Here is a 14371-nt window from a genome sequence, read left to right as displayed (position 1 = left end):
GACTCACTCAATTTAGCCATTGCCGACGTTGTCTACGTCCACCGCTGGCAAAGATACCGCAGAGCAGGGCCAATAGCGCTACCCCGGCGCCAATGACGAACCATTGCTGTTGGTCAGTCAGCAGGCGTGGCAGGGGGTTGGCCTGGGCTTCCTTGAGTTGCAGCCTCAGGCGCTGGTTTTCCTGACGCAGCCGTCCCACCAGCGCGGTTTCGCGCTCGCCGTTGGCGTTCTGCAGTTGTTGAGTCAGTTCTTCACGCATGCGCTCGCTGTCTTTCAAGCGTTGCTGCAGTTCGGTGATATGGCCACCCGCGCTCAAGGACAAGGGCGCCGAATGAGCGGCCTCCGTGCTTTCCTCGCCGTGGGCGGGCGCCCCGATCGCTAACGTGACCAACAACAGGCACAACGGACCTTTGCGCATTGCAACTCCTGAATTCCAATCGAGATTAGGCTGATTAGACAGGTTGTCGGCAGGCCGACGAGAACAATGAGCGAATGAGCAAATGAGCGCAATGAGCCAGGACGGCTCATCGCGCCCGGAGGGTTACGGCAGGACTTGCTTGAACGGCTTGACCATGACATTGGCATAGACGCCGGCCGTCACGAACGGGTCGGCCTCGGCCCAGGCTTGCGCGGCGGCCAGCGAGTCGAACTCCGCCACGATCAGGCTGCCAGTGAAACCGGCGGCGCCTGGGTCGTTGCTGTCCACCGCAGGGTGCGGCCCGGCCAGCACGACGCGACCTTCGGCCTTGAGCTTTTGCAGGCGCTCCAGGTGCTCGGGGCGGGCGGCCAGGCGTTTTTCCAGGGAATCGGCAACATCGGTAGCAATGATTGCGTAGAGCATGTCAGTCCTCGGTTTTTGGCGTGGTGGGGTCGGCATCGTGCAGATGGCGGGACAGGTAGATCCCCTGGCCGATCAGGAACAGCAACGTCATGCCCAGGCTGCCGAAGACCTTGAAGTCGACCCAGTACGCCTGGAACGTGAACGCAACGAACAGATTGGCGGCGCCGCAGAACAGGAAGAATGCGATCCAGGCGATGTTCAAGCGGGTCCAGATCACTTCTGGCAGGTTGATGGCGTGCCCCATGATGCGCTTGATCAACAGGCGATCACCGATGAAGTGACTGCCGATGAAGGCCAGGGCAAACAGCCAGTTGACCACCGGGGCTTTCCATTTAAGGAAGGTCTCACTGTGAAAGGCCAAGGTCAGGCTGCCGAATACAAGGCAGGCAATCAGGGTCAGCCACTGGCTTTTCTCCAGCTTGCGCTGGGAGATGAACAGCGCGCCGTAGACCACCAGGGAGCTGATGATCAACACCGCGGTGGCGCTGTAGATACCACCTACAGTCAAGGAGTGACCGGCAATGTCGACGGTTCGAGGATCAAGCTTGTAGACGATGAAAAACAGCAGGAGCGGGATGAAATCGATGAATTGTTTCACAGTGGCAGCCAGGAGCAGGATGTGGCGGCATAATAACAAACATCCTTGGCCGCGATAGGGCCAGCTGATTTGAGGTAACAAAGTCTCGTGAATGTTGATTTGCACTGCCATAGCACGGCCTCCGATGGCGCCCTGGCGCCTGCGGTTCTGGTGGCGCGGGCGTACGAGCACGGCGTGCGAGTCCTGGCCCTGACCGACCACGATACCCTGGAAGGCCTCGATGAGGCGCGTAGCGCCGCGACCGCCTTGGGCATGCAGTTGGTCAACGGGGTCGAATTGTCCTGTACCTGGGGCGGAGCGACCATCCACGTGCTGGGCTACGGTTTTGATGTCAACGCACCGTCCCTGGTCCAGGCCATTGTCGAGCTGCGCGACGGTCGTTGGCTGCGTTCCGAAGAAATCAGCCGCAAGCTCGCCCTCAAGGGCATGCCCGGTGCGCTGGAAGGCGCCCGGCAGATCCAGCAAGAGCTGGGCGATAGCGGCAACGCGCCGGCCCGGCCACATTTTGCCGACTGGATGGTGCGCGAAGGTTTCGTCAAGGACCGCGCCGAAGCCTTTCGCAAATGGCTGGGGGCCGGCAAGCTGGGGGACGTCAAGCAGCATTGGCCGACGCTCGAGGAAACGGTCGGGACGCTGCGGGCCGCCGGAGCCTGGATCAGCCTGGCGCATCCCTGGCACTACGATTTCACCCGCAGCAAACGCCGGCGCCTGATAGCCGACTATATTCAAGCAGGGGGCCATGCCATCGAAGTGGTCAATGGCCATCAGCCGGCCGAACAGGTCGGCAGCCTGGCGATCCTCGCCCGGGAGTTTGGACTGCTGGTGAGCGCCGGCAGCGATTTCCATGGCCCGGGGGGCTGGTCCGAGATTGGCGAATACCGCCCCTTGCCGGAAGATCTGCCACCACTATGGTGTAGATTCAAACATGATCCCGTTATCGCTGACGTCTGAACAGGTAGAACACGTGAGTCAATTTTTCCAGATTCATCCGGAAAACCCGCAAGCGCGCCTGATCAAACAGGCGGTGGAAATCATCCGTAGCGGTGGCGTAGTGGTTTATCCCACCGACTCGTCCTACGCCATTGGTTGCCAGATCGGCGATAAAAACGCCGTCGAGCGGGTAAGACGCCTGCGTCAGTTGGATGACAAGCACAACTTCGCGCTCATCTGCAGCGATCTTTCACAGTTGGGGTTGTTCGCCAAGATCGATACCGGCACCTTCCGCTTGCTCAAGGCCCATTTACCGGGACCGTACACCTTCATTCTCAATGCCACGCGGGAAGTCCCGCGGCTGCTGCTGCACCCGAAAAAGCGCACCATCGGCCTTCGGGTGCCAAGCCATCCCATTGCGCTGGCGCTGTTGGCGGAGCTGGGTGAGCCCTTGATGAGCGTGACACTGATCATGCCCGGCGAGACCGATCCGTTGACCGACCCCTACGAGATTCGCCAGTTGCTCGAACACCAGGTCGACCTGATCATCGACGGCGGTTCCGGTGGCATGAAAGCGTCCACCGTGATCAATCTGGCTGACGGCGAGCCGCAAGTGGTGCGCGTCGGTTGCGGTGATCCGACGCCGTTCATGGTCGAGGCCTGAATGTCGGTGGTGGAAACGGTTGTCGACAGCGTAGACAGCCAGGCCGGCGCGCAGCAGGAGTTGCCGTTCGCCATGGTCTACGGCCAGGCGGTCATGGAAATGCCGTTGGACCTGTACATTCCGCCGGATGCGCTGGAGGTTTTCCTTGAAGCCTTCGAAGGCCCGCTCGACCTGCTGCTGTACCTGATCCGCAAACAGAACATCAATATCCTCGACATTCCCGTGGCGGAAATCACCCGCCAGTACATGGGTTACGTCGAGTTGATGCAATCGGTGCGTCTGGAGCTGGCGGCGGAATACCTGGTGATGGCGGCGATGCTGGCCGAGATCAAGTCACGCATGCTGCTGCCGCGCTCGGCCGAGGTCGAAGAGGAAGAAGACGATCCCCGGGCCGAGCTGATCCGCCGCTTGCAGGAATACGAACGCTTCAAGGCGGCCGCCGAAGGCATCGACGGCTTGAGCCGGGTGGGGCGCGATGTGGTGGTGCCCAAGCTCGATGCCCCCGAGGCGCGGGCGCGCAAGTTGTTGCCCGACGTCAGCCTCGAAGAGTTGTTGATGTCCATGGCCGAGGTTCTGCGCCGGGGCGATATGTTTGAAAGTCACCAGGTCAGCCGCGAGGCGCTGTCCACCCGCGAGCGCATGAGCGATGTGCTGGAGCGGCTCAAGGGCGGCGGTTTTGTGCCCTTCGTCGAGCTGTTCACCGCCGAAGAGGGGCGGCTGGGCGTGGTGGTAACGTTTATGGCAGTCCTGGAATTGGTCAAGGAATCCTTGGTCGAGCTGGTGCAGAATGAGCCGTTCGCAGCGATCCATGTGCGAGCCCGAGCCGAATAACGAGCAAATCAATGAACCTGACTGAACCCCGCGAGCTGGCGCCGTTGCTTGAAGCTTTCCTGTTGGCCTCTGGAAAGCCGCAATCGATGGAGCGGCTGTTCGAACTCTTCGAAGAAGGCGAGCGGCCCGAGCCCGCCGTGTTCAAAAAAGCCCTGACGCTGTTGGGCAAATCCTGCGAGGGTCGGGCTTTCGAGCTTAAGGAGGTGGCGTCCGGGTACCGCCTGCAAATCCGTGAGAAATTTGCCCCGTGGGTAGGGCGCCTGTGGGAAGAGCGGCCTCAGCGTTATTCCCGGGCGCTGCTAGAAACCATGGCGCTGATCGCCTATCGCCAACCGATCACGCGCGGCGAGATCGAGGACGTGCGCGGCGTGGCGGTCAACAGCAACATCGTCAAGACGTTGCTGGAGCGCGAGTGGATCCGCGTCGTCGGCTATCGCGACGTGCCGGGCAAGCCGGCAATGTTCGCCACCACCAAGGCTTTTCTCGATCATTTCAACTTGAAGAACCTCGACGACTTGCCGCCGCTGGCCGAATTGCGTGAGCTGGAACCCGAGCCGATGCTGGAATTCGACGATGCTCCAGTGCCCCAGGGCCTGCAGGAATTGGCCGATGCCAGTGCCGAGCCGGAGGAACCGAAGGAAGAGACCAGTTTCCATTCGTTGCTCCTGGAACTGGACAGCATGGAGGAGGGCCTTAAGACCGACTTCGACGACCTGCTGCGTGAAGGTCCGGCCCCTGAGGAGGAGACGGATGAACCGACGCCGCTGTTGAGTGAAACCGAGCACGCGCCGCAGCCAGAGCCCCAAGGGGACATTCTCGGCGTTGCCGAGGCCCGGGAAAAACTGCTGGCCGCCGTCGCCGCCCTTGCGCCGCCGGAACCCGAACTGAGCGAGGAGGAGGCCGAAGCCCGCGCCCTGGCTGAAGCGATCGAAAACGAACGGCGTCAGTTTGAGGATTGAATCTATCGACTGACACACCGCTGTCACCCTGTGGGAGCGATGAGACTCCACCGACCTGCACACCACCGATCAGCGGAAAAAACGCTGCGTGCATTCAGATCAGCTAGTCTCTGATGCGCAATCACCTCAACGAGCGTATGATTCGCGACCCTTTGGCGATCCCTTCGCCGAACGACCTGTTTTCAAGTGCCAGGCCAAGCCTGGCTCGACCACACCGGGAGGTGCCCAGAAATGAACGACCAAGACCAGAACGACAGCCAGGAAATCGGCCCAGCAGGCGAAAAGCTGCAGAAGGTCCTTGCCCGCATCGGCGTCGGTTCGCGCCGTGACGTGGAAGCGTGGATCACCCAGGGCCGCATCAAGGTCAATGGCAAAGACGCCACCTTGGGCCTGCGCGTCGACATGCACGACGCCATCACCATCGATGGCAAGGTGATCAAGCGTGAAGAGGCCGCCGAAACGGTGCGCCGCGTGATCATGTACAACAAACCCGACGGCGAAATCTGCACCCGTGACGACCCGGAAGGCCGTCCGACCGTGTTCGACAAGATGCCCCGCCCCAAGGAAGGCCGCTGGATCAACATCGGCCGCCTGGACATCAACACCACCGGTTTGCTGATGTTCACTACTGACGGTGAGCTGGCGAACCGTCTGATGCACCCTTCCTACGAAATGGACCGCGAATACGCCGTGCGTGTGCGTGGCGAAGTCGACGACGAGATGATCGAGCGCCTCAAGGCCGGCGTCGTGCTGGAAGACGGTCCCGCGCGTTTCACCGACATCAAGCAGGCGCCGGGCGGTGAAGGTTTCAACCATTGGTACCACTGCGTGGTGATGGAAGGTCGCAACCGTGAGGTGCGGCGGCTGTGGGAATCCCAGGGACTGGTGGTCAGCCGCCTGAAGCGCGTGCGTTTCGGCCCGGTGTTCCTCAACTCCGACCTGCCGATGGGTCGCTGGCGTGAAATGACCCAACAGGAAGTCGACATCCTGGCGGCCGAAGTGGGGCTCAAGCCTGTGGCGATGCCGCAGATGACCGCCAAGAGCAAGGATAAGCTGGAGCGGATGCAGCGCAAATCCTCGCGTCCGATGGGCAAGACCGAGCGCGTGCGTACGCTGCGCCCGGCGGCCGACGGCGTAGCGACCGGCCCGCGTCCTTCTCGCGAGCCGCAGATCGAAGGCGAGCGCCCCGCACGCAAGCCAGCACCTCGCCAGGACGGCGAGCGTGGCCCTCGCGCACCGCGTCCGGCCAACGGTCGTACCGAGCGTGGCGAAGGCCGCGCCCCGGCTGGCCGTGGTACGCCCGTCGCGGATCGCCCGGCCGACACCAAGCGTCCGGCCAAGCCTGCGCCGAAAAAGCGTCCGGGCATCATCCTGGCCGATCGCGATGCACCGTCGGGCAAGCGTCGTGGTGCGCCGGCGGGTTCGGGACAGCGTCCGGGGTTTGGGCGTCGTAAGCCGGAGTAAAACAGCTGCGGGCTTCTGGCTTTTAGCTGCAAGGAAAAACGCCAACCGTTGGGTTGGCGTTTTTTTTTGCCTGGCTTTTAGTGATGTGATGCCTTTGAGTCAGCCTTCGCGAGCAGGCTCGCTACCACAAGGACCGCGTCGAGCACAGCCCCATGGTTCATTGATGATCAACTGCGGGAGCAAGCTTGCTCGCGATGGCGCCAGCAGCCCCACGATCAATTTCAGCCTAAAGCACAAACCGCCCGTCGAACATCGGCTCGTTATCCAGCGCCAGCACACCGCCTTCGAAAATCAGATCCAGATGATGGCTACCCTTGGCCCCTCCACCGAGGCCCAGGTGCAAGCCGCAATGGCGCTCCTCGAAACCCGCATTGCGGGCGTACAGGCTCTTGACCCCTTCGTTGGTGCCGATCCCCAGTTCCTCGATGCGCCGGTTGGAAGGATTGGCGTCCAGGTACCGGTTGAAATCGTGTTCCAGGCCTGGGACATCGGTGGCGATTTTCTGGATCGTGGAATCTTCGATCCACAGCTCCAATGGCGATTGCAGCACGCCGTATTTGCGGGCGAATGGGATCGTGCTGAGGAAGGTCCCGACGAACTTCACACGGCCATTGATGGTGTCGCTGTGGGTGGCGATTTCACCAGGCGCAAGGTCGTAGTTGCCGACGCCGTTGATGTCCGTCCACTTCTTGACACTGTTCAGTGGGGTGTCGAAATACGATCCGTGGTGGTCCTCGAAGCTCAACGTGGTGGCCTGGGACATGCGGCGGATCAGGTGGCTGTTGAGCCCGGCGATGCGCTGGGGAATAACGCTGAAGGTGTCATGGAAGTACTCGCCGTAGTCCTTGAACAGCAGCGATTTCTTCCAGTTGTCCGCCATCACTCCCTGCAATGCGCGGACGAAGTCCGGGCCATCGGGGCGCGGGTTGGGAAGGGTGGATGAGTCGTAGAAGAAAATGTACAGATCGCTGTCGGCAATGGCTTGGGACAGCCGCTCGGTGGTTTCAAGATCCAGGCGCATGGTGCTGAACCGGAACGGCGAGGCGCCGGCCTGTTCGGAGATGCTGGCGACCAGCGCTTCGTAGTCTGCGGTGTGGCCGAGCAAGACCTTGGCGGACTGGATACCGGCCAGGGCGGGATGATGTTCGAGGTAGTAAAGGAAATGTGAGATGGCTCGTTGTGTGTCCATGCTTATTCTTCCCTGACGATTGATTTGGCGTCCTGACAGCAAGTGGCGGAGCCGACCGGCCGGATCAGCTCCGCCGGGTATCGCTTACAGAGGCCACATCGCCGTGCCGAACGGAACGACGGCATCGGCTTGCATCATTTCAACGGCGGCTTCATGGGTCGGTGCCTCGAACCATTCGTCCAGTTGCAGTTCGGTTTCCAAGTCTTTGTCCAGTGCTTGCATAGTGAATCTCCTAGATGACTTTTGCGGAAAACGCGGGCCGATCCGGCGAGCCATGCCCGGCGGAATCGGCACCGCAAAAACTCGCCGGCAAGATGCCTTGGCAAGTGGCTGAAAACCTAGTCGACGGTTTTTTGGAATGCAAAAAATTATTTTATTTTTTTCGTTTGAACTTTTTGTTCCATTTTCTGCGACCCGGTTTACCCCTTTCAAAACAGCCGACTGGCATTCCTTTTTGGTTAGGCAGCTATCTACCGTCAATTTGCAGTCAGCTTCCGAAAACCTCCCGAACGGAAAGTTTGCGTTACGGCTTGTAAAGAAATGCTTACGGAGATTGCCCGTCTCGCTGGCAATGCCCGGCGCTTCTCCCAGCTGTAAGAAAAAACTTCCGCGCCGGCTTGGCGTTCCTATTTCGAAAGGCGCCGGGCCGCTTGTTTCACGGGCGCTTCAAGGGTGAGATGCGTCCCATGCCTGTCGTGCAGGCGAATAACAACAAGGAGGCGCAATGAACGCCGTAGCTCCGTTTCCATTCTTCTGTGGTGACGCTTTTTGCATCGCTCACATCAACGGCTCGCAAGAGCCCGGACATCTTTTCGCAGCCGCCCGACACGTTCGAGGCGGCCCCGTGCGATCCCGGCAAACGACACGCTGATCCGGTGATGTCTGGCAGCAGGGGGTCAGCGGTGTACAATGCGCCGCGTTTTACTGTGACCCTTCGCGTACCCACGCATTTTCAAGGTTATCCGCCTTGTTCATTCCGCCACGCCACAAGCGTGTCGGGTTCGATTTCGTCACAGATAAAAACAAACAGGTGACGCATGACCGTTGTAAAAACGCTGAATTCCTGGTGCCTGCGCTGGGGTTTGATCGGCGCTGCTTGAGATCCGATTCGAGCGGCAACGTCTAACGAACATCATCAAACCTTGCGTGAGACCCTTTTCATGAGTGGACAAAACTCGCATTCGGGCGAGCTGAAACGCGGCCTGAAAAATCGCCACATTCAACTGATCGCCCTTGGTGGCGCGATCGGCACCGGCTTGTTCCTCGGCTCGGCGGGGGTGCTGAAATCAGCCGGCCCGTCGATGATCCTCGGTTATGCCATTTGCGGCTTCATCGCCTTCATGATCATGCGCCAGTTGGGCGAAATGATCGTCGAAGAGCCGGTGGCCGGCTCCTTCAGCCATTTCGCCCACAAGTACTGGGGCGGTTTCGCCGGGTTCCTGTCGGGTTGGAATTGCTGGATTCTGTATATCCTGGTGGGCATGTCCGAGCTGACCGCGGTCGGCAAGTACATCCATTATTGGGCCCCCGATATCCCGACCTGGGCGTCGGCGGCGGCGTTTTTCATCCTGATCAATGCGATCAACCTGGCCAACGTCAAGGTCTTCGGCGAGGCCGAGTTCTGGTTCGCGATCATCAAGGTCGTGGCGATTGTCGGCATGATTGCCCTGGGTAGCTATCTGCTGGTGAGCGGTGACGGCGGCCCGCAAGCGTCGGTGACCAACCTCTGGTCCCACGGAGGGTTCTTCCCCAATGGCGTGAGCGGGCTGGTCATGGCGATGGCGATCATCATGTTCTCCTTCGGCGGCCTGGAGATGCTCGGGTTCACCGCGGCTGAAGCCGACAAGCCGAGAACCGTGATCCCCAAGGCCATCAACCAGGTGATCTACAGGATCCTGATCTTCTACATCGGTGCCTTGGTGGTGCTGTTGTCCCTGACGCCATGGGACAGCCTGCTGACCACGCTCAACGCCTCGGGCGACGCCTACAGCGGCAGCCCGTTCGTGCAGGTGTTCTCGATGCTGGGCAGCGACACCGCGGCGCACATCCTCAACTTCGTGGTGCTGACCGCTGCACTGTCGGTGTACAACAGCGGCACCTACTGCAACAGCCGCATGTTGCTGGGCATGGCCGAGCAGGGCGATGCGCCCAAGGCGCTGGCGAAAATCGACAAGCGGGGCGTGCCGGTGCGTTCGATCCTGGCTTCGGCGGCGATCACGCTGGTGGCGGTTCTGCTGAACTACCTGATCCCGCAGCATGCGCTGGAGTTGTTGATGTCGTTGGTGGTCGCCACGCTGGTGATCAACTGGGCAATGATCAGCTACTCGCACTTCAAGTTCCGCCAGCACATGAACCAGACTGGCCAGGCGCCTTTGTTCAAGGCGTTGTGGTATCCGTATGGCAACTACGTCTGCCTGGCTTTCGTGGTGTTCATCCTCGGCGTGATGTTGCTCATCCCTGGCATTCAGATCTCGGTCTACGCGATTCCGGTGTGGGTGGTGTTCATGTGGGTGTGCTATGTGATCAAGAACAAGCGCGAGGCTCGGCATGAGCTCGCTGTGGCGGCTGCCGCCAAGTAAGCACTGCTGAAAGAAGACAAACCCGGCCGAGTGCCGGGTTTGTTGTATCTGGCAGGGATCAGGTGTTGCCTTGGGAATTCGCGGTATCCTGTGGGCCCTGACACCGGACACTTTCCATGCTTGTCATCTCAAATACCGTGCACATCCCGGACGCCGAGATCGAGCTGACGGCCATTCGCGCCCAGGGCGCCGGTGGGCAGAACGTCAACAAGGTTTCCAGCGCCGTGCACCTGCGGTTCGATATTCCGGCCTCGTCGTTGCCCGAGTTCTACAAGGAACGGCTGCTGGCCCTGCGCGACAGTCGCATTACCAGCGACGGGGTGTTGATCATCAAGGCCCAGCAGTACCGCACGCAGGAACAGAACCGGGCGGACGCACTGGAGCGCCTTGTCGAACTGATCCTCAGCGCTACCAAGATCGAAAAGAAACGCCGTCCGACCAAACCGACCCTGGGCTCGAAAAAGCGTCGCCTCGAATCCAAGACCAAACGCGGCTCGATCAAGGCCGGACGCGGCAAGGTGGATTTCTAGTTCTTCTCCCGCTCTTCGCGGTAGCGAGGGGCCTGCCGGTACAGGTAGACGCTCAGGCCCAGCCCACCCAGGGCCGCCAGCGCAGCGAACAGGAAAATCGAGACAAAGCCGAAACCGGCGGCGATTGCCCCGGCCAGTGGTCCGGTGATGCCCAGCGACAAATCGATGAACAGCGAATAAGCCCCCACCGCGGCTCCACGGCTGGAGGCCGGCACCAAGTTGACCGCTTCCACGCCCAACGCCGGGAACACCAGGGAAAAGCCGAAACCGCTCAACGCCGCGCCTGCCAGGGCCCACTGCGCATCCGGCGCCAGCCACAACAGCAACAAGCCCAGGGTTTCCACCGACAGGCAGGCGATCGCGACCCTGAACCCGCCGAGGCGGTTGATCAAATTGCCGAACAGCAGGCGCGCACCAATGAAGCAGGCACCGAACAGGCTCAGGCACAGCACCGCGTTGTCCCAATGCTGCGTGGCGTAATACAGGGTAATGAAGGTGGCGATGGTGCCGAAACCGATGGAGCCCAGGGCCAGGCCGCAGCCGTGGGGCAATACTCGCCCCAGCACATGCATGAACGGAAGGCGTTCGCCGACGACGATGGGGGCCGCGGTTTTTGGCCAGGCCAACGCCAGCCCGAGCACGGCCAGCAGGAGGATGCTGACGCCCATGCTCCAAAGCCCCAGGGATTTCACCAGCCAAACCCCCAACGGCGCGCCGATCGCCAGCGCGCCGTAGCTGGCGATGCCGTTCCACGAGATGACCTTGGCGGTATTCGCCGCGCCGACCCGGCCGATGCCCCAGCCAATCGAGCCCGAGCCCACCAGGCTTTCCGCGCTGCCCAGCACCAGGCGACCGATCAACAGGCTGGTCAGGCTCAGGACCGGCATGCCGGCGGTCCAGGCAGAAACCAGCATGAACACGCCGCTCAAACCACACCCGGCCAGGCCGAACATGACCGCGCGCTTGCTGCCGAGGTTGTCGATGATGCGTCCCGCATAAGGACGGCTGAGCAGAGTAGCCAAATACTGGACGCTGATCACCAGTCCGGCGATCACCGCGCCGAATCCCAGCTCACCGTGGACGAATCCGGGCAACACGGCCAAGGGAATGCCGATGTTCAGATAGCCGATGAAGGTAAACAGGACAATGGAAACGACTTGCAGCGTGACCGCCATGGGGCGCTGGGAATCTGGCATGGGGGAAGGTCCACGGGGCAGCAGGATAGATAGGCTGCTTATGATAACGGCGACCGACAGGATGGAGCGTGGAAAAGTAAAACTATTTGCCGGACGGAGATTCAGGTGTGGTCTTGCCAGCGACCAGGTGCGTGGTGACCAGTGCGGCCAAGGCATTTTCCTGCGTGCCGAACCGCGCCAGCAGGGCGGCCTGTTTCTCGGGAGAGAGGCGGGTCCAGATCTCGACCATTTTTTCGGCTGTGCCGATCAACACGCTGGCCTGGGCCGGGCTGAAGGAGGAAGTTTCGTCGGTCATGGTGGGGCTCGGATTCAGGCGGTGTGGAAAGCGCATCTTAGCGCTTTCCACACAGTCTGGTGGTGCGGGTGGATCAGTCTTCGCTGTCGGCCTGACGGCGTTCAGTGGCTTGCTGCGGCTCGGTTTGCTGGGAGGCGGGTTGCCCTCCGGCTTGTAGCGGGGTCGTCTGCTCAGGTTCGTGCAGGCTAGGGAAGGGGAGATTAGGAATCTCGTGCATATCGCGCTCCTCGCAAAGTCTGTTGGATAGATCTGGTAGATCCGCGCTTTTAAAAAGCCTGGGCAGGATACCCCAGTAGAAATGACAAAAAGACTTTTAAATTCAGATGGAGCGACCGATGGGCTTGTCTGGACAGGTCATGTCCAGCCAGCGAAAGCAAGCTTGCTACCGGTGGTCGGCGAGGCTCAAGAACAAGGCATTCAAGCCGATCTCGTCTAGGAATTCTGCACATGCAGTTGCGAGAGCAGCCCCAGGACATGGACGTCCTTTTATTCGAAGAGATCGATTCCATGTTTGTACAAAAATCCCTGAGAGCCCAGATTCTGGCTCTCCTGAGCGGCAGCCTGCTGGCGATGCTGTTGATCGCCCTGGCGTCCTTTCACTTTCTTTCCGATGGCATCCACAATTATCGAAACCTCATCGATGGCCCTTTGCGCGCCTCGCAGTTGATCGACGAGGCCAACCTGCAATTCAAGGTGCAGGTCCAGGAGTGGAAAAACGTTCTGTTGCGCGGCAAGCAGCCGGCAGAGTTGGAAAAATACTGGAAGGAGTTCGACGATCGCCAGCGCGATGTCCAGAACCTTTTGGGTGAGTTGATCAAGCATGACGGTGTTCCGGCACCGATCAGGACACGCATCGAACGTCTGCAAAGCGAGCACGCACAACTGGGCGCCGCCTATCAAAAAGGCCGTGATGCGTTTGTCGCCTCTGGCGCAGACGCCGCGGCGGGGGATGCGGCGGTCAAGGGCTTCGACCGTGCCGCCAGTGACCAGATGAGCGAGTTGGTGGTGGAGCTGCATAAATTGGGCAATGAGCAATCGGCGCTGATCAGTGCCGGTGCTGATCGCACGATCCTGCTGGGCACCGTGATCATGCTGGTCTCGGCTTTGCTGGTCGGCATGCTGAGTCTCTGGCTGGTCAACCGCAACCTGGTGCAGCCAATCCGTAACCTCATCGAATACGTGACTCAACTGAGCCGTGGGCGTTTCGCCGAGCGTGTGTCGAGCACGCGTCAAGATGAACTGGGCGACCTGGCCCTCGCGGCAAATACGCTGCGTGACTTCCTCGCTGAAACCTTCAACCGCCTGCAACGCAGCGCCACGGAGCTGGACAGCGCCAGCGGCGAGCTCAACGCCATCGCCAGCCTGATGAGCCAGGGCACCAGCGAGCAATTCGAACGCACCGATCAAGTGGCGACCGCGATGAATGAAATGTCCGCTACCGCCCAGGAAGTCGCCCGCCATGCCGCCGACGCGGCGCGGGCGGCCGATGATGCCGATCACTCGGCACAGTTGGGCGAGAAGGTCATGCACGGCACCATCCACACCATCACCCAGATGCGCGGCGAGATTGCGAACACCGCCACGGTGATCCGTCGCCTGGAAACCGACAGCGGGCGCATCGGCAAGGTGCTGGAAGTGATTCGCGGGATCGCCGAACAGACCAACCTGCTGGCCCTCAACGCCGCCATCGAAGCGGCCCGGGCCGGTGAAGCCGGGCGCGGTTTTGCGGTGGTGGCCGATGAGGTGCGCAGCCTGGCCCAGCGTACGGCGGCGTCCATCATCGAGATCAACCAGATCATCCAGACGGTACAAACCGGTGCGGTGGACGCGGCCCAGGCCATTGAAAGCGGGCAGTCGCGCAGCGAGGAAAGTGTCGAGCAAGTGACCCAGGCCGGCGAAATGCTCGAACGCATTACCCAGGCCGTCGAAGCGATTCGCGACATGAACCGCCAGATTGCCACGGCGGCCGAAGAGCAGACCTCCGTGGCTGAGGACATCTCGCGCAACCTGACTGAAATCACCTGTATCGCCAGCACCAACCTGGATAACGTCCAGCGTACCGAAGCGGCCAGTCGGGATTTGCAAGGGTTGTCGGGCCAACTGAACGAAGTGACGGCGCGGCTGAGTGCCTGATCACTTGCGGTGAATCACCACCTGTGGCGAGGGAGCTTGCTCCCGCTGGGCTGCATAGCAGCCCTAAAGCCATCCACCGCGGTGTGACCGCTGTTACGGCTGCTGCGCAGCCGAGCGGGAGCAAGCTCCCTCGCCACAAGGTTCCATGCAAACTTGAAGTGA

At 60.9% G+C, this 14371-nt stretch carries 16 protein-coding genes and 1 pseudogene; 9 read left to right on the top strand and 8 right to left on the bottom strand.

Features of this window, described 5'->3' with window-relative positions; translation table 11 throughout:
- Window positions 1-7 precede the first annotated feature (7 nt).
- The 3 genes from J3P92_RS19205 to J3P92_RS19195 form a co-directional block, all read right to left on the bottom strand.
- Entirely contained in the window at window positions 8-418 is a 411-nt protein-coding gene (locus J3P92_RS19205; RefSeq protein WP_420765193.1) for a translation initiation factor 2, read from the bottom strand.
- A gap of 123 nt (window positions 419-541) precedes the next feature.
- Complete coding sequence (locus tag J3P92_RS19200; protein WP_420765192.1) at window positions 542-841, bottom strand: YciI family protein; 300 nt, start codon at window positions 839-841, stop codon at window positions 542-544.
- 1 nt (window position 842) lies between these two features.
- The gene (locus tag J3P92_RS19195; RefSeq protein ID WP_420765191.1) at window positions 843-1439 is read right to left on the bottom strand and encodes a septation protein A; all 597 of its coding nucleotides are present in this window, start codon (window positions 1437-1439) and stop codon (window positions 843-845) included.
- An 87-nt stretch (window positions 1440-1526) separates the two neighbouring features.
- Between J3P92_RS19195 and J3P92_RS19190 the strand changes: the two genes are divergently transcribed.
- The 5 genes from J3P92_RS19190 (at window position 1527) to rluB (ending at window position 6287) form a co-directional block, all read left to right on the top strand.
- A complete protein-coding gene (locus J3P92_RS19190) occupies window positions 1527-2390 on the top strand; it encodes a PHP domain-containing protein (protein ID WP_434607379.1) in 864 nt (287 codons plus the stop codon).
- A gap of 13 nt (window positions 2391-2403) precedes the next feature.
- Window positions 2404-3033 (top strand): L-threonylcarbamoyladenylate synthase, encoded by a 630-nt coding sequence (locus J3P92_RS19185; RefSeq protein WP_039591791.1) that lies wholly within the window; start codon window positions 2404-2406, stop codon window positions 3031-3033.
- A 132-nt stretch (window positions 3034-3165) separates the two neighbouring features.
- The gene (locus J3P92_RS19180; protein WP_186706403.1) at window positions 3166-3864 is read left to right on the top strand and encodes a segregation and condensation protein A; all 699 of its coding nucleotides are present in this window, start codon (window positions 3166-3168) and stop codon (window positions 3862-3864) included.
- An 11-nt stretch (window positions 3865-3875) separates the two neighbouring features.
- Window positions 3876-4823 (top strand): SMC-Scp complex subunit ScpB, encoded by a 948-nt coding sequence (gene scpB / locus J3P92_RS19175; RefSeq protein WP_420765189.1) that lies wholly within the window; start codon window positions 3876-3878, stop codon window positions 4821-4823.
- 231 nt (window positions 4824-5054) lie between these two features.
- A complete protein-coding gene (gene rluB / locus J3P92_RS19170; RefSeq protein WP_420765188.1) occupies window positions 5055-6287 on the top strand; it encodes a 23S rRNA pseudouridine(2605) synthase RluB in 1233 nt (410 codons plus the stop codon).
- A 226-nt stretch (window positions 6288-6513) separates the two neighbouring features.
- On the opposite strand, the gene J3P92_RS19165 is transcribed toward rluB, so the two are convergent.
- Together J3P92_RS19165 and J3P92_RS19160 are read right to left on the bottom strand one after the other, a co-directional pair.
- A complete protein-coding gene (locus J3P92_RS19165; protein WP_434607375.1) occupies window positions 6514-7476 on the bottom strand; it encodes a leucyl aminopeptidase in 963 nt (320 codons plus the stop codon).
- Between the two features lie 84 nt (window positions 7477-7560).
- Window positions 7561-7698 (bottom strand): hypothetical protein, encoded by a 138-nt coding sequence (locus tag J3P92_RS19160; RefSeq protein WP_003178782.1) that lies wholly within the window; start codon window positions 7696-7698, stop codon window positions 7561-7563.
- A gap of 938 nt (window positions 7699-8636) precedes the next feature.
- On the opposite strand from J3P92_RS19160, the gene J3P92_RS19155 reads away from it, so the two are divergent.
- Both J3P92_RS19155 and arfB read left to right on the top strand, forming a co-directional pair.
- Window positions 8637-10055, top strand: coding sequence for an amino acid permease (locus tag J3P92_RS19155; protein ID WP_420765185.1), 1419 nt, complete (start codon window positions 8637-8639; stop codon window positions 10053-10055).
- Between the two features lie 116 nt (window positions 10056-10171).
- Window positions 10172-10585, top strand: coding sequence for an alternative ribosome rescue aminoacyl-tRNA hydrolase ArfB (gene arfB / locus J3P92_RS19150; RefSeq protein WP_420765184.1), 414 nt, complete (start codon window positions 10172-10174; stop codon window positions 10583-10585).
- On the opposite strand, the gene J3P92_RS19145 is transcribed toward arfB, so the two are convergent.
- The 3 genes from J3P92_RS19145 to J3P92_RS19135 form a co-directional block, all read right to left on the bottom strand.
- Window positions 10582-11781: an MFS transporter gene (locus tag J3P92_RS19145; protein WP_434648697.1), complete on the bottom strand. Its 1200-nt coding sequence runs from the start codon at window positions 11779-11781 to the stop codon at window positions 10582-10584. The two genes, arfB and J3P92_RS19145, sit on opposite strands and share 4 nt — an antisense overlap.
- 82 nt (window positions 11782-11863) lie before the next feature.
- Window positions 11864-12112: a hypothetical protein gene (locus J3P92_RS19140; RefSeq protein WP_434560259.1), complete on the bottom strand. Its 249-nt coding sequence runs from the start codon at window positions 12110-12112 to the stop codon at window positions 11864-11866.
- A gap of 37 nt (window positions 12113-12149) precedes the next feature.
- Window positions 12150-12293: a hypothetical protein gene (locus J3P92_RS19135; RefSeq protein ID WP_420765181.1), complete on the bottom strand. Its 144-nt coding sequence runs from the start codon at window positions 12291-12293 to the stop codon at window positions 12150-12152.
- Between the two features lie 230 nt (window positions 12294-12523).
- Between J3P92_RS19135 and J3P92_RS19130 the strand changes: the two are divergent.
- Together J3P92_RS19130 and J3P92_RS19125 are read left to right on the top strand one after the other, a co-directional pair.
- A pseudogene (locus J3P92_RS19130) lies at window positions 12524-13276 on the top strand (methyl-accepting chemotaxis protein); the annotation flags it as partial.
- A 165-nt stretch (window positions 13277-13441) separates the two neighbouring features.
- Window positions 13442-14209, top strand: coding sequence for a methyl-accepting chemotaxis protein (locus J3P92_RS19125; RefSeq protein ID WP_420765413.1), 768 nt, complete (start codon window positions 13442-13444; stop codon window positions 14207-14209).
- The last annotated feature ends 162 nt before the right edge of the window (window positions 14210-14371 follow it).

The organism is Pseudomonas sp. D3-27, assembly GCF_051132165.1.
In the GTDB taxonomy this organism is placed as follows: domain Bacteria; phylum Pseudomonadota; class Gammaproteobacteria; order Pseudomonadales; family Pseudomonadaceae; genus Aquipseudomonas.
The sequence above is the reverse complement of the archived record's forward strand: the minus strand, read 5'-3'. Positions and strand labels throughout refer to the sequence as shown.